Source organism: Brachybacterium sp. ACRRE, assembly GCF_022346485.1.
In the GTDB taxonomy this organism is placed as follows: domain Bacteria; phylum Actinomycetota; class Actinomycetes; order Actinomycetales; family Dermabacteraceae; genus Brachybacterium; species Brachybacterium halotolerans.
On sequence record NZ_JAKRMO010000049.1, the window covers coordinates 1 to 18,785 of the forward strand.

Consider the following 18,785-nt stretch of genomic DNA (forward strand, 5'->3'; position numbering starts at 1 on the left):
CCGGCGCTCCCGCCGCCTCTGCCCTCCCGGCCCCGCATCCGCGCCGCTGGCTGATCCTGGTGCTGGCATGGGCGGCCTTCACGATGACCTCGCTCGATCGCTCCGTGTGGGGCCCGGCGGCGCCGAGCGTGGGCCAGGCCCTCGGGGTCGCGCTCGCCTCCCTGGGCGTGTTCGCGACCTGCTACTACATCGGCTACGTGGTCTCGAACTTCCTGGGCGGACTGGCCTCGGACTGGGTGGGGCCGCGTGTGGTGCTCACCGCGTCGATGGTGCTCGCGGGCGCCGGGATGGTGTTCTTCGGCAGCGTCGAGTCCTTCGCGCTCGGCCTCGTGGCGCAGGCGCTCGTCGGCTTCTTCGCCGGCGCCGACTACTCGGCGGGCGCGAAGTCGATCTCCTCGTGGTTCACGGGACGCGAGCGGACCTTCGCCGTCGGCCTGTTCACGACCGCGACGTCGCTGGGCACGGTGGTCGCGAACCTCGTGGTGCCCACGATGATCGCCGAGCACGGCTGGCGGCTCTCCTACCACCTGTTCGGCGCGATCTCGATCGTGCTCGGCCTGGTCATCGCCGTGCTCCACAGGTCCCGGCCCCCGCAGGCCGAGGGCGCCGAGCTCGCGACGCCCACGGCCCCGCGCACCCCGCACCTGGGACGCGTGCTGCGCAGCCGCGACCTGATCGTGCTGGGCATCGCCGGCTTCTTCTCCCTGTGGGGCACGTACGGGTTCATCACCTGGTCGAACACCCTCATGATCGAGGGCAAGGGCATCGACCCGGTGCACGCGGGCGGGATCGTCGCCCTGTTCGCGATCACCGCCGTGGTGATGAAGCCCGTGATCGGCCTGGTGGCGGGGCGCGTGCCCTTCCACCGCAAGTACCTGGCCGCAGGCATCCTCGTGCTGTTCGTGCTGATGCTGCTGGTGTTCGGGGCGCTGGGCTCCCTGCCGGCGTTCTATATCGCGGCGCCCGTGCTGGGCTTCGCGGCCTACTGCTACTCGCCGATCCAGAACGCCCTGATCCTCGACTACGCGGGCGCGGGCGACTCCGGCTCGGCCGCGGGCACGCTCAACGCGGTGTGGCAGCTGGGCAGCGTCGTGGTGCCGACGGTGGTGGGGGCGGTGTTCGCCTCGACGGGCTCGGTCTACTCTGCGTTCGTGACCCTCGCGATCGGCCCGCTGCTCGCGGCACTGCTCATGCTTCCGCTGAGCGGGAGGTTCCGATCGGCCGCACCGGAGGACGAGGCGACGGCACCCGCACCCGCAGCGGGTCCCTCTGCGGGGTGAGCACCGTCCGACACGAGGAGCACACCATGGACCAGCGCATCACCCTCATCACCCTCGGGGTCTCCGACCTCCGTCGCTCGACGTCCTTCTACGAGGCGCTCGGCTGGCGGGGCCAGGAGGTCGAGGAGACCGTGTTCTTCCAGGCGGGAGGCATGGGCCTCGTCCTGTGGAGCCGCGAGAAGCTCGCCCGGGACTCGGGCGTCCCCGGTCTCCCATCGGGCGACGGGTTCGACGGGATCGTCCTCGCCCAGAACCTGCGATCGGCCGCGGAGGTCGACGACCTCATCGCACGCGCCGAGTCCGCCGGTGCCGCGATCACGCGGGCACCGGCGGAGACGTTCTACGGCGGCTACGCCGGCTGCTTCGCGGATCCCGACGGGCACCTCTGGGAGATCGCCTTCAACCCCGGGTTCCCGCTCGAGGACGACGGGTCGCTGCGCATTCCTGAGCTGGGCTGAGGGAGGGGTTCGGCCGCCCCGCCACGCACGTCCTACGCAGGAGCAGCCGCGCCGAGGCCGTGTCCCCAGTGCGCGACGAGCCGCCCGTAGGCCTGCGTCACCCTCTCGAGATCTCCGGTGGCCTCGAGGTCGAGCACGAGGCCGCGCACGATCGCGAGAAGCTCCGTCGCCGCCACACGGGCCTCCTGCGCGTCGAGGCCGCAGGCGGAGAAGCCGAGCGCGAACTGATCGAGCCAGTCCTCGCTGAGCCCTCGTCGAACGCCCTGGTCGTCGTCGGGCTGCGCGAGCCGCGCCTGGGCCGCAACCTCTCCGAACAGGCGGAAGCTTCCGCGAGCCCCTGGGCTCGTGAACCAGCGCCACGCGTCCGGAAGGCGTCCGACGAAGTCCGCGTCCGCCGGCAGGGCTCGACGCATGTCCGCGAGCTCGTCCTCGCGCGCACGGGCCACTGCCTGTGCCACGAGCGCGTCCCGGGAGCCGAAGTGGTGGACGAGCATGCGCCCGCTCGTCCCCGCGGCGGCCGCCAGTCGCTGCAGCGTCGCTCCGGCCAGCCCGTTCGCGATCAGATCGGCGGTGACCCGACGCACCAGCTCATCCCGGTGCTCCTGATCCACTGTCCTCGCCACTGCGCGCCTCTCTCCGCTCGCCCGGAAGGATCCGCACTCGGAGCGGATCGTGGGAATCCGATCCTCTCGCAGCATCGGCCCTGTCGGAGAGCCGACGATTCATGTACCGTCCGTTACATCAATGATGACAAGTGATGACGGACGACGACGAGGCAGGACGGACCATGATCATCGCGTGCTACGCCAGGACCCTTCGACCCGGCATCTCCCTCGACGATTTCATCGCGGCCTGGATGCCGCCCGGCCGCTCGGAGGTCGACTATCCCGTGCGCTGCCGCCTGGCCACCGACCCGCTGAATCCTCGTTCTGTGCTCTCGCTCTTCGAGATCGACGCTCCGAGCGAGAAGCTGGCGGAGATCATCCCGACCCTCGTGCACCCAGACTCCGAAGCCCGGCTGGAGAGGATCGTCGAGACCACGGCCCTGGCGGGAGTCTTCGAGGTGGACCGGGAGTTCGGCGGCGACGTTCCCGCGGAGGGGTGAGCCGAGGCCGCGACGGAGACGTAGGGCTTCCACCTCACCTGCGCCTCAGTCGGCAAGTGCCGCGTCGACGGCGGCCTGCGCGTGCAGTCGCGTGGTCGGAAACACCGGGACGGGGGCGTCGTCGGCCCCGATGAGCAGCTCGATCTCGGTGCATCCCAGGATGATGCCCTGGGCGCCGCGGTCGACGAGACGCTGGATGACCTGCCGGTATTCGCGGCGCGAGGCGTCGCTGACGACGCCGACGACCAGCTCCTCGTAGATCACGCGGTGCACGAGTGCGCGGTCCCCGGCGTCCGGGACGACCGCCTCGATGCCGTGCTCGCGCATCCTGTCCACGTAGAAGCCCTGCTCCATCGTGAAGGCGGTGGCCAGCAAGCCGACGCGGCGGATCCCGGCACGGTCGACCGCATCAGCCGTGATGTCGACGAGGTGCAGAAGCGGGATGTCGACGGCGGCCTCGATGGCGTCGGCCACGAGGTGCATGGTGTTGGTGCACAGCACCAGCAGGTCGGCGCCGGCAGATTCGAGGGCGCGGGCGCGCTCGGCGAGCAGACGCCCTGCCGCGCCCCAGTCCCCGGCTTCCTGCATGGCCTCGATCTGCGCGAAGTCGACGGAGTCCAGGACGATCCGCGCGGAGTGCGTGCCTCCCAGGCGCTCGCGCACGGACTGGTTGGCCAGGCGGTAGTACTCGGCCGTCGACTCCCAGCTCATCCCGCCCAACATGCCGATCGTCCGCATGAGAGTGCTCCTCTGCCTCGTGTCTGCGCCCCGGGTCTGGCCCCGAGTCGCTATGACGCGTACTGCCGGGGACCGATCCTCGCACGTGGCACGGATGCGGCGAAGACGGGCGGGCGTCGGAGCAGCGAGCTGAGTTCTCACTTGAGGAAGCGGAGATGTCGGTAAGGGACCGTCCCATGGGTATCCGCAGCAGGACGACCCTCCGTCCACTCACTTTCGGGCGCGCTTGTAGAGGGGCACGGTGGTGTGCCCCTCTACAGGTGGGGGTGATGCTGCTGGCGGGGCTCCGATCTCAGTGCTCTGCGATGGCGGACCGGGCTGGTGGGTCAGAAGGGCGGTGGTCCGGGGTCGTACTTCGGAGGGGGATCCTGCCGCTTGCGTGGTCGGCGGGTGGTGGCGCTGATGGGGATGCCGCCGTCGTAGTGGAACGTCGGGAGTGGTTGGTATCGACGGCGAACGGGTTTCTCGACGGGGATTTCTTCGAGGTCGGGGGCGCCGGCTTGGTCCATGTCCACGCGGGGCCACGGGTCCGGGACACCAGCTCGGACCGGCCAGGGCGAGTCCAGAACTGACGGCTCAGGCGAACCAGTCACCCCGCCGCTGGGGGTTTCGCTGTCGTGCTCGCCCGCGCCCCGCTGCTCGTAGTCGTCCTGCCTACGTTGCATCGAGTCCCAGACGGCGTCGAGTTGGGCGACGGCTTGTGGGGTGAGGAGGTCGGTGTCGTCCTCGCGGAACACGCGGAAGCGTTCGTGCATCTCCCACACCGTGCCCGCGGTCCCTGCCGGGGACTCGTCCGCCTCCACACGGATGGGGTCGAGCTTGCCGGCGGTTTTCATCGCGTGGTGGAACCAGCACAGGAAATGCAGGTTCTCCACCGCCGTCCGACCACCACAGACGGGGTCCGCGTGGTTGTACTCGACGATGTGGTCGGCTTCGGAGGCCACGGAGGCTGCGCGTTCGCAGCCGGGGACGCCGCAGGATTGGCCGCGCAGGCGGAGGTGTTCGAGCATCGCCCCGGTGGGCCGGTACTTCTCCGCAGGACGCGGCAGAAACTCACCCGATGCCGGGTCGGTGAGGACCCGGAACCATTCCTCGCTCTTCCCGGCGATCTCACGGGCCATCTGCGCGGGAATCGGCGTCCCGTCCTCCAGGACGCCCGGGGCGTCGTCGCCACCGACCAGGGTGAGGAAGGGGACGAGGACGTTCAACCGGAACCGGGCCTCGGGCACGGTGATGCCGCCGGTGTCGATCTGCGCGGCGTGGGCGAGGTGGTAGCGGATCAGGTTCAACGACAGGGGCATGCCCTCGTTCTCGACCTGCCGGTCGGGATCCAGGGGGATCTCGGTGCCCTCGATGAGGGCGTGGCGCTGGGCGTTCTGGATCGCCCGCGCCGCCAGGTCGAACTTCCCGGCCAGGGCTTTGATCTCGGGTGCCGGGCCGATGATCCGCAGGGAGGCGACGCCGTCGAGGGTTCCGGGGTCCAGGACCATCCGGCGGCGGGTCGCGGAGACTTCTTCGGGTTCTTTCGGATGCCGCTGCTGAATCCTCGCCACCAGGAGTTCGAGGCATTTCGTGAACACCCTCGGCATGATCGCCAAACACCACGACGCAACCGTGACATCCACCAGCACCATCTCCGCCGGCGTGAAATCCGCGGTGCGCCGCAACAAGGTGCGGAACCATTCCGCCGGGAATTCCCCCGCTTCCAGGGCTTGGGTGCAGCGCGGCAGGAGGTCCACGGCCCGGTGGGCGTCGGTGATGGCTTTGGCGGCCTGCCCGCGGGTGCAGCGCATCGCCACCGCGACCATCAGGTCCTGCTGCTCGACCTCGAACGGGTCGGCGTCCATGTCCTCACGCCCCGCCCAGAACGGAGCCAGCGCCACGAACCGGCGGGAGAGTTCGTAGGACTCGTCGACGCCCTCGTCCCACAGGGCACGGACCTGCGCAGTGAGCTCCACATCCGGGCGGGCCGTCACCCTGCGCGCCACGACGTCCCTGCACACCGTCTTCTTGGGTTCCTTCACGACGAACAGCGGCTTCACGCCCTCCGGGGGCGCGGCCACGAACCGGGGCGTGTGGGCGTGCATGTCCTCGCGCTGACGCTCGGTCATCTTCTCCAGGTCATCCAGGACCGAAAAGGTCGACTCGATCGCCGGCTCCCCGGGCAGGTCCAGACGACCCTGCGACTCCGGCTGTTCCACCGCACTCATGTCACCCACCCCCTTCCTGGCATTCCACGACTCCGCGCGGGACTGCGCGACGTAAAGACTCTGAATCGATAGACGAGAACAATGAATCCGGCGACTTCACCCATGAACCCGCCGCCATTCGCGCTCGATCGATATGTCCGATTCTATCCCGTCTTGTCACCGAAAACTAGACCTCAATCGAGAATGTGGATAAGCCGAAGAAAAACCTCCCTCTTCCACGCCCAACAACCTCTCAGTGGATAACCCCGTGGAAAAGACCCCCTTGTGGAGGAACCGATGCGCATGCCCGGGATCCGATGCCCACGCCCACACCCCCGACGCCCCACCCCTTGACCCTGTGCCGACCACACGGTCTCTGATGGCCCCCTCACCCCACCTAAGAGAAGGGACCCCGCATGAGCCAGCACGACCTCGTCACCGACCTCCGCGCCCGGCACCCGGAGATCGCCCTCGCCCTGCCAGGCGAGGACATGTACGCCCGCTCGCTCGACCTGTGGAACGGCGGGGTCACGACGAGACCCGCCGTGATCGCTCGGCCGACCAGCACCGATGAGGTGTCCTCGCTCGTCCGGCTCGCCCGGGAGCACGACGCTCCTCTCGCCGTGCGGGGCGGGGGCCATGACTGGCTGGGCCGGTCCCTGGCGGCCGACGGGCTCACGATCGAACTCGCCGACCTGCGCGACGTGCGGATCGAGGGCACGGAGGCGGTCGTCGGCGGCGGCGCCCTGGCCCGGGATCTCGTCGCCGAGTCGAGCCCGCGCGGACTGCTCGCCGCGACCGGCACCGCCGGATCGGTGGGGCTGGCCGGGCTCTCCCTCGCCGGCGGCTACGGCCCGCTGCTGGGGACGGCGGGGCTGGCCTGCGACAACATCATGGGGGCGGAGGTCGTCCTGGCCGACGGCACGGTCACTTCGACGCAGGAGGATCCGGAGCTGCTGTGGGCGCTTCGGGGCGGCGGCGGGAACTTCGGCGTGGTGACGTCCATGCGGATCGCCCTGCACCGCGACCCCGGCATCGTCGGCGGGACCGTGCTCTTCCCGGGCTCGCAGGCGGCGACGGTGCTCGACGGCTGCGCCGAGCTCATCGCACGCGGGACCCGCGGCCTGACCCTCCTCGCCGAGCTCACGCACGTCCCCGACGTCGGCCCCAGCGTGCTCGTGGTCGCGGTGTGGTCCGGCGAGCCCGACGGGGCGGGCCCCGCGCTCGACGCGGTGCGAGGACTCGGCACTCCCCTCGTCGAGGACGTGAAGCCGACGACGCAGCAGGACCTGCTCGCGGGCTTCGACCAGCAGGTGCCGCACGGGATGCACTGGTGCATGCGCGCGCGGACGGTCCGCGCCCTGACCCCCGAGGTCATCCAGACGCTGCTCGCCGCGGCCGAGGACCGGCCGGGTCCCGGCGCCGGCATCGGGATGCGGCAGTTCCACGGCGCGGCGACCGACGTGCCGGCGGATGCCACCGCCTTCGGCCGGCGCGAGGAGCACGTGGCCCTGGAGATCTCGGCCGGATGGACCGACGGGGAGGACCCGCACCCCTATGTCGAGTGGGCGGAGGAGGTGCGGCGCACCCTCGAGCCGCTCGCCCTCCCCGGCGGCTATCCGAACTTCCTCGCTCCGCAGTTCACGGATCAGGTCGCGGCCTCGTACGGGGGCCACGCCGATCGCCTGCGCACGGCGAAGGCCCGCTTCGACCCCGACGGCGTCTTCACCGCCACGCCCCTGCCCTCCTGACGCGACATCATCCCGCTCCGCAGCCGCTGACAGCGCGCCCCGCATGCCCGATCATGGGCGAGGGAGCGTCCATCGCCCGAGAGCCGAGAGCCGAGAGAGCCGAGAACGTGCGAGAGCGGGGAACCCTGTGCACCTGAGCGAGACGGTCGGACACGACGCGACCCGCTGCATCGTCCTCGTCCACGCCGTGCGGTCCTCGCGGACCATGTGGAAGGGCCAGACCCGCAGGCTGCGCCGGCGCGGGTACACGGTGATCGCTCCGGACCTGCCGGGGCACGGACGACGCCGTGACGAGCCGTTCACGCTCGAGGGGGCGCTCGCGACGATCGAGGACGCCGTGAGCGCGTGCGAGGAGCCGCCGCTGCTGGTCGGCCTCTCGCTCGGCGGCTTCCTCACCCTGCACTGGGCCGGCACGCATCCCGGGCGCCTGGCCGGCGTGGTTGCCGCCGACTGCACGATCGTCCCGGGCCCGGCGCTGGCCCGGATCTACGGGCTGTGGATCAGCATGAAGGACTGGATCCCCGGCGATTCCGACGCGCGGGTCGCCCGCGCCTTCGCGCGTCGGCACAGCGAGAAGGCGGCGCGGCGCTACTACGGCGGCGGGCGCGCCCACGGGGTGGTCCGGGGCGTGGTGCGCACCATCGGCTCCCTCGACCTGCTGGCCGACGTCGCCGCGATCGACGTGCCCCTGACCTTCATCAACGGCGCACAGGATCCCTTCCGACGGCACGAAGCCCTGTTCGTGGAGGCCGCGCGCGATGCGCGCCTCGTGATCCTCGACGACGCCGGCCACCTCGCGAACCTCTCCCGGCCCAAGCGCTTCACGAAGGTGCTGCGCCGCGCCGCCGGCGAGAGGGCCGACGGCCACCGCGCTCAGCCCGCCCTCAGCACCCACTCGCCGTAGAACAGCGCCAGCCCGGCTCCCACGCAGATCGCGCTGATCAGCCAGAACCGGATGGAGACGGTGACCTGGCTCCAGCCGCGCATCTCGAAGTGGTGGTGGATGGGCGTGATGAGGAACAGGCGCCTGCCCACGCCGTTGTTGCGCCGCTTGGTGAGCTTGAAGAAGCCGACCTGCAGGATCACGGTGACGGTCTCGAAGACGAACAGGCCGCCGAGCACGACCATCAGCAGCTCGGTGCGGGTCATGATCGCGAGGCCGGCGAGCGCCCCGCCGAGGGCGAGGGAGCCGGTGTCGCCCATGAACAGGATGGCGGGCGGCGTGTTCCACCACAGGAAGCCGATGCAGGCGCCGGCGAGGCAGGCGGCGACGAGGGCGAGGTCCAGGGGGTCGCGCACCTCGTAGCAGCCCGGCTCGACCAGTGCGCGGCAGTTCTGCAGCGACTTCCAGATCCCGATGAACGCGTAGGCGGCGAAGGCCATCGCGGAGGCGCCGGCGGCCTGGCCGTCGAGGCCGTCGGTGAGGTTCACGCCGTTGCTCGCGCCGGTGATCATGAGGACGGCCCACGCCACGAACAGGAGGGTCCCCACGATCACCCCGAAGGCGGCGAGGTCGATCGCCGTGTCGCGCACCAGGGAGATCCGGAAGCTCGCCGGGGTGATGCCGTCGCGGGCGAAGCGGGTGGCGAGCAGGGCGAAGACGACGGCCACCGTGGTCTGGCCCAGCAGCTTCTGCCACGATCGCAGCCCGAGGGAGCGCTCCTGGCGGATCTTCGTCCAGTCGTCGAGGAAGCCGACGAACCCGACGCCGAGCATCAGGAACAGCACGAGCATGCCGGAGACCGTGGGCGGCGACCACGTGACCAGGTGCGCGAGCAGGTAGCCGGCGAGCGTCGCGCCCATGATGGCGATCCCGCCCATCTGCGGGGTGCCGCGCTTGGACAGGTGGGTCGTCGGCCCGTCCATGCGCACGAACTGGGCCCACCCCCTGCGCTTGGCGAGCTCCGTGTAGAGCCGCGTGCCGACGGCGCCGACGATCAGGGCGATCGCCGTGCCCAGGAGGATCAGGGTCATGACTCGGGATCATCCCATCCCGGCTCGAGGGTCACCAGTCGGTGGGTCGCGCGGGTGCGCGCCACGTAGAGGTCCCGCGCCCCCGCCTCGCCCGCGGCCTCGATCGCGGAGGGATCCACGACGATCACGCTGTCGAACTCGAGACCGCGCGCGTCGGGCGCGGGGACCACGCTCGCGCCGGTGCCGCGGAGAGCGTCCTGCGCCGCGTCCGCGTCGGCGGCCGTGGTGATCACGCCGACGAGGCCGTCGGGGTCGCTCGCGCGGAGCCCGTCGACCGCGCGGCGCAGGTCCTCGAGGAGACCGCCGCGCGAGGAGGGCACCCGGGTCGGGTCCTCGCCGTGGCGCAGGGAGCGCGAGAGCCGCTGCTGCGGGGCGATCCGCGCGAGCAGCTCGCGGGTGGACTCGAGGATCTCCGCGGTGGTGCGGTAGTTGACGCTCAGGGTCCGATGCTCGAAGCGGTCCTGGACGAAGGGGGCGAGCGCCTCGTCCCAGCTGCGGATCGTGCTGGTGGGCCCCGCCTGGGCGAGGTCGCCGACCACCGTCATCGAGCGCTCCGGGCAGCGCCGCACGAGGGCGCGCCACTGCATCGGGGAGAGCTGCTGGGCCTCGTCGACGACGATGTGGCCGACGACGTCCTCGGGCGGGCCGTCCACGAGCGCCCTCGCCTCGTCGAGCAGGGCGAGGTCGGCGAAGGTCCAGTCCGTCGGGCCGCTCGCGCCGGCGCGGTCGTCCGTCCCCGCCATCTGCTCGAGGTCCTCGGCCGACGCCTCCGGCAGCGCGCGGGCGAGCGCCGCGGGATCGGCGAGGATGCGGCGCACCACGTCCTCGGGATCGAGGCGCGGCCACACGGTCCCGACGGCGCGGTCGATGGCGGGATCATCGAGCAGATCCTCGTGGATCTGCTCCCAGTCGATGTCGAGATCGGCGCCCGGCCCCTGCGCGCCGTCGCCGCCCATCCGGGTGAGGTCTCCTGCGACAGCCCGGTCGAGGTTCAGCCCGTAGGCGGCCTCGAGCTCCGCCTCGAAGGCGCTGTCCTCCCGCGTGGTGCGCGCCTCGAGCTCGCTGACCAGGTCGTCCACGATCGCCTCGAGGAACAGGGCGCGGGCCTCGGTGTGCCCGGAGGCGCCCTGCAGCGCGGATCGTCGGGCGGCGTCGACGAGCGCGGCGTCGAGCACGACGGTGTCGTGGGCCGTGCGCAGCGCGAGCGGCACCCCGTGGGGCTGATGCTCGCGCACGTGCGCGGCGAGGGCGTCCGCGAGCTCGGCGCGGCCCTTGAGCCGGGCGATGCGGTCGGGCTCCGTGCGCGCGGGCTCCGCGCCGACGAGGTCGGGGAGCGTCGCCAGGTGCACGTCGTTCTCCCCGAGCGATGGGAGCACGTCGGAGATGTAGGTGAGGAAGCGCCGGTTCGGTCCGAACACCATCACGCCGCGCCCTGCGATGGCCGGCCATGCGTAGAGCACGAAGGCGGCGCGATGCAGGGCGACGATGGTCTTTCCCGTGCCCGGTCCGCCGTCGACCACGGTCACGCCGCGATGGGGCGAGCGGACGATCTCGTCCTGCTCGGCCTGCAGGGTGGAGGCGGCCTCTCGCATCCGTCCCGTGCGGGGGCCGCTGAGGGCCGCGGTGAGGGGTCCGTCGCCGACCACGTCGCCCGGCAGCGGTGCGCTGCCGTCGAGGATCTCGTCGCTGACTCCGACGACCCTTCGGCCGTCCGTGCGCAGGTGACGGCGCCTGCGCAGGCCCATCGGGCTGACCATGGTCGCGCCGTAGAAGGGGCGCGCGGCCTCGGCGCGCCAGTCCACCAGCAGCGTGGCGCCCTCCGGGGTGCGCATGCCGATCCTGCCGATGTGCAGGCCGTCCGCGGGCGCGGAGCCCCCGTCGCCGCTGTCGTCGATGCGCCCGAAGCACAGCGAGCGCTCGGCCGCCCGCAGCTGCCGGATCCTCTCCGCCAGCCGGTGCACCTCGACGTCCCGCGCATAGGCGTCCGCCGGACCGCCGACGGGGGCCGCGAGCGCGCGCTGCTGCGCCTCGCTCCGCTCCGCCACCTCCCGGTCGAGCTGCGCATGCATGCGGTCCACCGCGCGCTGCTCGACCGCCGCCTGCCCCTCTCGGCTCCCACCTGCATCGATACCGCTACGACCTGCCGAACTCGTCCGTTCGTCCACGCACCCCGCCTCTCGAAGACCCACCAACTATGAGGACGGCGGCGGCGAAGGTCAACGTTGACTTCCTCTCCCGGCTCGTGTCCTCGGCGGGTGCGCAGAGCCGTCGGCGCTCAGGAGCGGCTGGTCAGCCGCCAGGCCCCGGCGGCGTCCTGCTGGCGGCAGAACTCGGCGAAGCGGCCGCCGGCCGCGAGCAGGTCCGCGATGGTCCCGTCCTCGACGATGCGCCCGTCCTCGAGGAAGACCACGCGATCGGCGGCCCGGATGCTGCTGAGCCGATGGGCGACGATCACCCGTGTGCGCGGGGTCGGATCGTCGGTGAGGGCGGCGGCGACCGCGGTCTCGTTCTCGGTGTCCAGCGCGCTCGTCGCCTCGTCCACGAGCAGCACGGGCGAGGGCTTGAGCAGCGCGCGGGCGATGGAGACGCGCTGGCGCTCCCCGCCGGAGAGCCCGCCGCCCGCCTCGCCGACCGCGCTGTCCCAGCCCTCGGGCATGCGGTCCACGAGGGCGTCGACCCGGGCGAGCCCCGCGGCCCCCGCGAGCCTGTCCTCGCCGGCCTGCGGGTCCCCGACCAGGACGTTCTTCCGGATGCTGCCCTCGAACAGGTAGGGATGCTGGAACACCATGCTGATCAGCCCGCGGCGCGTGCGCGCGTCGAGTGCGGCCAGGTCCGTCCCGTCGATCAGCACGGAGCCCGCGCTCGGCTGCTGCAGCCCGGCGAGGAGTGCGAGCACGGTGCTCTTCCCGGAGCCCGAAGGGCCGACGATCGCCGTGGTGGTGCCCGGTGCGAGCGCCAGATCGAAGCCCTCGAGCACGGCCGGCCCCGCCTCGTCGTCCTCCCCGTAGCGGAAGCCGACGCCGCGCAGCTCGATGCGCGGGGCGTCGGCCGGCGCCGCATCCGACGTCCCGTCGGGGTCGCGGGGTGCGCGCAGCACCTCGCGGATGTTCCGCAGCGCGCCGGTGGTCGTCTCGATCCCCGGGGAGAGCTCGGCGAGCACGGTGAAGGACTCGAGGCAGCGGACGATCACGACGATCAGCGCGATCGCCTGGGGCGCGCTGAGCGTCCCGCGCACGGTGAGCACGACGGTGGTCGCCGCGAGCAGGAGCAGGGCGATCTGGCTGGCCAGCCCGAACAGCACCTGGCCGGGGACCTGCAGGAGGAGGGTGCGCATGGTCGCGCCGTGCTGCGCGGCGAGCGCCGCCCCCACGTGGCTGCGCGCGGGCTCCGCGCGGCGCGCCGCCCGCAGCGCCTGCTGGGTGCGGGCGAACTCGAGGACCCGCTCGGTGAGCCGGCTGTTCGCGTGGGCGGCGGCGCGGTCGGCGCTGCGCGAGAGGCGCCCCGAGGCCCACATGGCCGCCAGCAGCACGAGGATCCCGGCGAGCGCGGCGACGCCCAGCTGCCAGGCGATCGGGAACAGCGCGATCGCGATCACCGTGGGCAGCAGCACGGCGCTCACCAGCGGCGTCACGAAGTTCAGGATGATGCCCACGAGGTCCGGCCCGGTCGCCGCGACGGCCTGCCGCGTGGTCGAGGTGTGCTCCGTCGTGAACCAGCCCAGGCGGATGCCGGTGATGCGGTCGGCGACGGTGCGCTGGCCGTCGCGCAGGATCCCGAAGCCCAGTCGGAAGCCGAGCCGGCCGGCGGAGCGGTCGACGATCCAGCCGACGACGGTCACCAGGGCGAGCGCGCCCAGCCACGGCCAGGCGGTGGCGGGCGTCCCGCTGAACAGCGCCGAGACCAAGGGGACGAGCAGCACGCAGCCCACGGCGCGCAGGACCACGCCGACGACCGTGAGCGCGAGGTGCCGGGCGACGAGTCCGCCGCTGTGCGGAGGCAGGAGGGAGATCATCGCGCGGATCATCGGGCCGCCTCTGTTCCCGTGCCGGATCCCGCGTCGAGGGCCGATGCGAGGGGCCTGCCCGCATCCCACAGCCGCCGGTACCTGCCTTCGCGCGCGAGAAGCTCCTGGTGCGTGCCGGTCTCGGCGATGCGGCCGTGGTCGAGCACGACGATCCTGTCGACGCCGGTGACGGTGTGGAGGCGGTGGGCGATCACGAGCACGGTGCGCCCGGCCGTCAGCCGGTTCAGCGCCCTCTGCACGAGGTACTCGGACTCGGGGTCGGCGAAGGCCGTGGCCTCGTCGAGCACGAGCACGGGGGTGTCGGCGAGCAGCGCGCGGGCGATGGTCAGGCGCTGGCGCTCCCCGCCCGAGAGCGCCGCGTCCGGACCGAGCTCGGTGTCGTAGCCCTGCGGCATGCGCAGGATGCGCTCGTGCAGCTGGGCGTCGCGGGCCGCGGTCTCGATCTGCGCGTCGCTCGCGTCCGGTGCGGCCAGGGCGATGTTCTCGCGCACGGTGCCCTGGACCAGCTGGGTCTGCTGGAGGACGAAGCCGATGCGGCTGTAGAGCTCGTCGGCGGTGAGGGAGCGCAGGTCGGCGCCGTCCACGCGGATGGCGCCGTCCTCGACGTCGTGGAAGCGGGCGAGGAGCGCGGCGAGCGTGGACTTGCCCGATCCCGAGGGGCCGACGAGCGCCGTCACGGTGCCGGGCTCGAGGGTGAGGTCGATGTCCTCGAGCACGGGCACGCCGGGGCGGTACGAGAAGCCGACGCGGTCGAACTCGACCCGGCCCGCGCGGGCGGGCTCGGTCGCGGGGTTCGGGGCGGCCGCCGGGACCGCCGCGCCCGTCCCGTCCGTCGGCGACGGAAGGGTCTCGAGCTCCGGCTCGTCCAGCGCCACCTGGATGCGGCGCGCGGCGAGCATCCCCGTGCGCAGGCCGCCCAGCCCGTAGCCGACGCCCAGCAGGCGCGCCCCGAACGTCGTCCCCAGCAGCAGGAACGGCAGCAGGTCGATCGGCGCCATGGAGCCGGTGACGATGAACAGGGTGCCGGGGGCGCAGATGAGCAGCAGGAAGGTGCCGGGCCTGGTCACGAGGTCGATGAAGGTCCGCTGCCCGAGCATCGGCTGCTGCCAGGCCCGCAGGAACTCGACGTACTCCCCCAGGCGGGCGCGGAAGCTCGAGGACGCGGCGCCGCCGAACACACGGATCACGGGCTGCCCGTCGAGATAGGCGCCGGCCTCGACGTTCATCCGCTCGGCCCACCGCAGCGCGAGGGCGGTCTTCGGGCCCGACTGGACCAGCATCACCATCATCCCCCACACGTAGGCGAGCACCGGGAGCAGCAGGATCAGGGCGAGCCGCCAGTCGACGATGAACAGGTAGACGAGCACCCCGATCGGCGCGACCGCGGCGGCCGCCGCGTCGGGCACGGCGTGGGTGACCAGGTAGTGCAGCGAGAGCGTGTCGTCCTGGACGAGCTGCTTGATGCGCCCGGAGCCGCGGGCGTCGAACCATCCCAGCGGGACCCTCGAGAGCTTCGCGAGGAGCCGCTCGCGCACGTCGCGCGCGAAGCGCGCGTCGACCGCGTGGAGCCACGCCATGAGCGCCGCGGAGGCGAGGACCCCGAGGCCCATGAGGACCACGGCCCAGATGCCGAGGGCCCACAGACGGGACGGGTCGTCGCCCCGCAGCAGACGGCGCGCGAGCTCGACGAGCAGCACGAACGGCGCCAGCTGGAGCAGGGTGACGAGGGCCTGCACGACGCCCGCGACGATCAGGTGCGTGCGCATCGGGGCGAGCAGGCGGCCACCGGCCTGGGTGCGCCATCGGCCGGTGGACGTGCGGGCAGCGGGGACCGGTGCGCTCTCCTGCTCCTCCTGGATCGCGGGCGCGGACGTCCGCGCCGCCTGCTCCGCCTCGCTCGCCGGCACCGGCACCGGCTCCGTCTCTGGCTCCGGCACCGGCTCCGGTACGGCCTTGGAGCGGTTCGACCCGAACGCCCGGCCGTAGTACCAGTAGGCCTGCGCGTGCATCTCGCTGCGGGGGAAGCCGAACTCCTCCTTGAGGCGTGTCCGCAGGATCTTCAGCGAGCCCGATTCCGGCGCCATCCAGACGTACCAGTCCGACCAGTCGCGGGTCTCGATGGCGGCGGCGAGCGACTGCTCGCCCCGGCGGGGCACCCAGTGCACCGCGGCCCGCGGATGCTCGGCGAGGGGGATGCTGCGATCGGTCTCCGCGTGCTCCTCGAGGTAGAGCTCGATGGGCACCTCGGCGGGGACGACGGCGAGGATGCCGTTGATCGCGGGGATCGAGGCCGAGTCGCCGATCAGCAGGTACCCGGCGGGGAGCTCGTCGGGCAGGTCGAAGCGGGGACTGCCGAAGGGGGTCACCTGGACCGTGGTCCCGACCTCGGCGCTGCGCGCCCAGGCGGAGGCGGGCCCGGCGGGTTCGTGCAGCACCATGTCGATCGCGAAGTCGCCGGTCGCGGCGTCGCCCTGGGCGACGGTGTATCCGCGCTGGTGCTCGAAGTCCTTGCCCTCGTGGTCCGGGAACCAGAAGCGCACGGCCGCGGCCGGGGCGAGCACGTCGTCCTCGAGCAGCGTGTCCGAGTGCATGTGGATGCGCACGAACCCCGGTGCGAGGGTCTCGGTGCCCGTCACGGTGGCCTCGTGGTCCTTCGCGCCGTACGCGCGCATGATCGCGCCGCCCACGCCTCGTCTGGCCATCACTTCTCCTTCTCCGCCGCGTCGAGCGCGGCCCTGATCTGGTGGGCGCTGGATCCGGGCGGCGCCGACGCCGCGAAGCCGCGCACCGCGGCGCCCAGCCAGAGCCGCACGTAGTCGTCGTCGCCGATATCGGGCAGGGAGCGCACCGCCGGCCCGAGCGCGGTGTCGGCCAGCAGCTGGGCCTCGGCCGCGAGCTGCTGGGAGCTCAGGCCCTCCCGGTGCTGCCTGCGGGTCTCCTCCGCGGCGGCGAAGCCGATGGCGACCGAGGCGACCGCGGCCGCGAGCACGATCGCGGCGTCGGCGTCGTAGCCCCGTCGGCCCAGGGCCTCGACCTCGGTCGCGAGCAGGCGGCGCCCGTTCTCGCCGCGCGGGAAGAGGGTCTGCACGTAGCCCGCGAGGCCGGGGCTCGCGAGGATGGCCGCGCGCAGCTGCATCCCGAAGCTCAGGAGGTGGCGCTCGGTGCTGTGGACGGGGTCGTCCTCGAGCTCGATGTCGGCGAGGAAGCTCTCCCCCACCAGGCGCTCGAGGCCCCACCGCCCCTCGACGTGCCGGTAGAGCGCGGTCGCGGTCACGCCGAGGCGCTCCGCGACGGCGTGCATGCTCAGACGCTCGAGGCCCAGCTCGCGCCCGACGCGGACGATGTCCTCGCTCCGGATCTGCCGGGGCCGCCCGCCGACGCGCGCCATCGGCGCCCTCCCTTCCTCGAAGTTATGGGCATCAACTAAGGGGAGGCTAAGCGAACCTCGGCGGGGGCGCAAGAGCCGGCCGACGGGCGGTCCGGGACGGGCGGACGGGCGCGCGGCCACGGGTCCGTCGGACCCCGGGTCTAGGCTCGCGGAGCATGACACCGGAACTCGACGAGCACGGCCGCCTCGACCCGCCCCTGGACGCCGACGAGTGGGGGACTCTGTGCGGGTTCCTCGACTACCAGCGCGCCACGTTCGCCTGGAAGTGCCGGGGGCTCGACGCCGCGCAGCTCGCACGCACCCTCCCGCCGAGCCCGATGACGCTCGCCGGGATGATGAAGCACCTGGCCTACGTCGAGGACGACTGGTTCAGCCGCGACCTGCACGACGAACCGCTGCGCGAGCCCTGGGCGTCCGTCGACTGGAGGGCCCGGCCCGACTGGGAGTGGGAGACCGCGGTCGCCGACGACCCCGACGAGGTGCGCGCGCTGTGGACCGCGTCCGTCGAGCGCGCCCGCGAGCTCGCCGCCCGGGCGCACGAGGAGGGAGGCCTGGGCATCGCCGCGAAGCGCCGGTTCCCCGACGGGCGCAGCCCGAGCCTGCGCTGGATCATGACGCACATGATCGAGGAGTACGCGCGCCACAACGGCCACGCCGACCTGCTGCGCGAGTCGATCGACGGAGAGGTCGGCGAGTAGCGGCGAGCGGGTCGGCGCGCCCGACCCCTGGTGCTCGCGGCCGCCCCGCGCGAGGATCGAGCCATGACCACGCGCACCCTCGCCATCCTCCTGTTCGACGGCGTCGAGGAGCTCGACGCCGTGGGCCCCTGGGAGGTCCTCTCGTACTGGACGCAGAACCACCCCGACGACGGCTGGCGGGTGGTCACCGCGAGCGTCGGCGGCGGCGCGATCACGGCCGCGAAGGGCATGGTCATCACGCCCACGACCGCCCTCGAGGACCTCGAGCGCGTGGACGTCCTGCTGCACCCGGGCGGCCGCGGCACCCGCGCACTGTTCACGGAAGCAGCGCACCTCGAGCGGGTGCGCCGGATCGCCGGCACCGCCGAGCTGATGACGAGCGTGTGCACCGGATCCCTCGTCTATGCGGCCGCCGGGCTGTTGCGCGAACGCCCCGCGATCACGCACTGGGGCTCCGTCGACCTGCTGCGCGAGATCGACCCGAGCATCGACGTGCGCGAGGGCGAGCGCTGGGTGGACGACGGGGACGTGGTCACCTCGGCCGGGGTCTCTGCGGGGATCGACATGGCGCTGCACCTGGTGGGGCGCCTGGTCTCCCCGCGGCGCGCCCGGGACGTCCAGCACGGCATCGAGTACGACCCCGCGCCGCCGGTGTGGGACGACGACGAAGGAGACGCACGATGAGCGCCGACACCCACCCCACGAGCAGCGAGCCCACGAACCCCACGAGTCCCGATCCGGCCCCACGCCCTCCGCTGCCGCCCTTCACCGAGGAGACCGCGCGGGCGAAGGTCCAGGCCGCCGAGGACGCCTGGAATACGCGCGACCCCGAGCGCGTCGCCGGCGCGTACACCGTGGACACCGTATGGCGGAACCGCGACCGGTTCCTCGTCGGCCGCGAGCAGGTGATCGAGTTCCTGCGCGGCAAGTGGGAGCGCGAGCAGGAGTACCGCCTGCGCAAGAACCTCTGGGCGTTCACGGACGACCGCATCGCCGTGCGCTTCCAGTACGAGTGGCACGACGCGGACGGCCAGTGGTGGCGCTCCTACGGCAACGAGCTCTGGGAGTTCGACGAGCTCGGGTACATGAGCCGCCGCGAGGCCTCGATCAACGACGTGGCGATCGAGGAGACGGACCTGCGCGTCACGCCCGGCGAGGGCGATCTGCCCGCGCACTGACC

16 protein-coding genes are annotated in these 18,785 nt (G+C 72.4%); 8 read left to right on the top strand and 8 right to left on the bottom strand.

All coding sequences use genetic code 11. The features are described 5' to 3' along the window. Together MHY49_RS13615 and MHY49_RS13620 are read left to right on the top strand one after the other, a co-directional pair. The coding region (locus tag MHY49_RS13615; protein WP_239204932.1) for an MFS transporter at positions 1-1,280 on the top strand (1,280 nt) is incomplete at its 5' end. Between the two features lie 26 nt (positions 1,281-1,306). After that, positions 1,307-1,738: a VOC family protein gene (locus MHY49_RS13620; RefSeq protein ID WP_239204934.1), complete on the top strand. Its 432-nt coding sequence runs from the start codon at positions 1,307-1,309 to the stop codon at positions 1,736-1,738. Between the two features lie 32 nt (positions 1,739-1,770). Here MHY49_RS13620 and MHY49_RS13625 read toward each other — a convergent pair whose 3' ends face one another. After that, the gene (locus tag MHY49_RS13625) at positions 1,771-2,322 is read right to left on the bottom strand and encodes a TetR/AcrR family transcriptional regulator (protein ID WP_239204936.1); all 552 of its coding nucleotides are present in this window, start codon (positions 2,320-2,322) and stop codon (positions 1,771-1,773) included. A gap of 173 nt (positions 2,323-2,495) precedes the next feature. Between MHY49_RS13625 and MHY49_RS13630 the strand changes: the two genes are divergently transcribed. Next, a complete protein-coding gene (locus MHY49_RS13630; protein ID WP_239204938.1) occupies positions 2,496-2,843 on the top strand; it encodes a hypothetical protein in 348 nt (115 codons plus the stop codon). A 45-nt stretch (positions 2,844-2,888) separates the two neighbouring features. Here the strand turns inward: MHY49_RS13630 and MHY49_RS13635 are convergent, their stop codons facing one another. Beyond that, positions 2,889-3,581: an aspartate/glutamate racemase family protein gene (locus tag MHY49_RS13635; RefSeq protein ID WP_239204940.1), complete on the bottom strand. Its 693-nt coding sequence runs from the start codon at positions 3,579-3,581 to the stop codon at positions 2,889-2,891. A 326-nt stretch (positions 3,582-3,907) separates the two neighbouring features. Further along, positions 3,908-5,791 carry an HNH endonuclease signature motif containing protein gene (locus MHY49_RS13640; protein ID WP_239204942.1) on the bottom strand — a complete coding sequence of 628 codons (1,884 nt, stop codon included), beginning with the start codon at positions 5,789-5,791 and terminating at the stop codon, positions 3,908-3,910. Between the two features lie 395 nt (positions 5,792-6,186). Between MHY49_RS13640 and MHY49_RS13645 the strand changes: the two genes are divergently transcribed. Beyond that, on the top strand, positions 6,187-7,521 hold the full coding sequence (locus MHY49_RS13645) for an FAD-binding oxidoreductase (protein ID WP_239204944.1): 1,335 nt from the start codon (positions 6,187-6,189) through the stop codon (positions 7,519-7,521). A gap of 127 nt (positions 7,522-7,648) precedes the next feature. After that, positions 7,649-8,425, top strand: coding sequence for an alpha/beta fold hydrolase (locus MHY49_RS13650; RefSeq protein WP_239204946.1), 777 nt, complete (start codon positions 7,649-7,651; stop codon positions 8,423-8,425). Here the strand turns inward: MHY49_RS13650 and mraY are convergent. From mraY to MHY49_RS13675, 5 genes are all read right to left on the bottom strand, one after another. Further along, positions 8,395-9,495: a phospho-N-acetylmuramoyl-pentapeptide-transferase gene (gene mraY / locus MHY49_RS13655; RefSeq protein WP_239204948.1), complete on the bottom strand. Its 1,101-nt coding sequence runs from the start codon at positions 9,493-9,495 to the stop codon at positions 8,395-8,397. The two genes, MHY49_RS13650 and mraY, sit on opposite strands and share 31 nt — an antisense overlap. Continuing rightward, positions 9,492-11,564: an AAA family ATPase gene (locus MHY49_RS13660; protein ID WP_239204991.1), complete on the bottom strand. Its 2,073-nt coding sequence runs from the start codon at positions 11,562-11,564 to the stop codon at positions 9,492-9,494. The genes mraY and MHY49_RS13660 overlap by 4 nt, the downstream gene beginning before the upstream one ends. 206 nt (positions 11,565-11,770) lie before the next feature. After that, positions 11,771-13,507, bottom strand: a complete 1,737-nt coding sequence (locus MHY49_RS13665) for an ABC transporter ATP-binding protein (RefSeq protein WP_304502680.1) — start codon at positions 13,505-13,507, stop codon at positions 11,771-11,773. Positions 13,508-13,515: 8 nt separating this feature from the next. Continuing rightward, positions 13,516-16,221 carry an ABC transporter ATP-binding protein/permease gene (locus MHY49_RS13670; RefSeq protein ID WP_239204952.1) on the bottom strand — a complete coding sequence of 902 codons (2,706 nt, stop codon included), beginning with the start codon at positions 16,219-16,221 and terminating at the stop codon, positions 13,516-13,518. After that, positions 16,221-16,907, bottom strand: coding sequence for a TetR/AcrR family transcriptional regulator (locus MHY49_RS13675; RefSeq protein ID WP_239204954.1), 687 nt, complete (start codon positions 16,905-16,907; stop codon positions 16,221-16,223). Before MHY49_RS13675 ends, MHY49_RS13670 begins: the two co-directional genes overlap by 1 nt. Positions 16,908-17,062: 155 nt before the next feature. Here MHY49_RS13675 and MHY49_RS13680 point away from each other — a divergent pair, with 155 nt between their 5' ends. The 3 genes from MHY49_RS13680 to MHY49_RS13690 all read left to right on the top strand — a co-directional run bounded on the left by MHY49_RS13680 (position 17,063) and on the right by MHY49_RS13690 (position 18,783). Next, positions 17,063-17,605 carry a DinB family protein gene (locus tag MHY49_RS13680; protein WP_239204956.1) on the top strand — a complete coding sequence of 181 codons (543 nt, stop codon included), beginning with the start codon at positions 17,063-17,065 and terminating at the stop codon, positions 17,603-17,605. A gap of 63 nt (positions 17,606-17,668) precedes the next feature. After that, positions 17,669-18,289: a DJ-1/PfpI family protein gene (locus MHY49_RS13685; RefSeq protein ID WP_239204958.1), complete on the top strand. Its 621-nt coding sequence runs from the start codon at positions 17,669-17,671 to the stop codon at positions 18,287-18,289. Beyond that, entirely contained in the window at positions 18,286-18,783 is a 498-nt protein-coding gene (locus tag MHY49_RS13690) for a nuclear transport factor 2 family protein (protein ID WP_239204960.1), read from the top strand. The genes MHY49_RS13685 and MHY49_RS13690 overlap by 4 nt, the downstream gene beginning before the upstream one ends. Positions 18,784-18,785 lie beyond the last annotated feature (2 nt).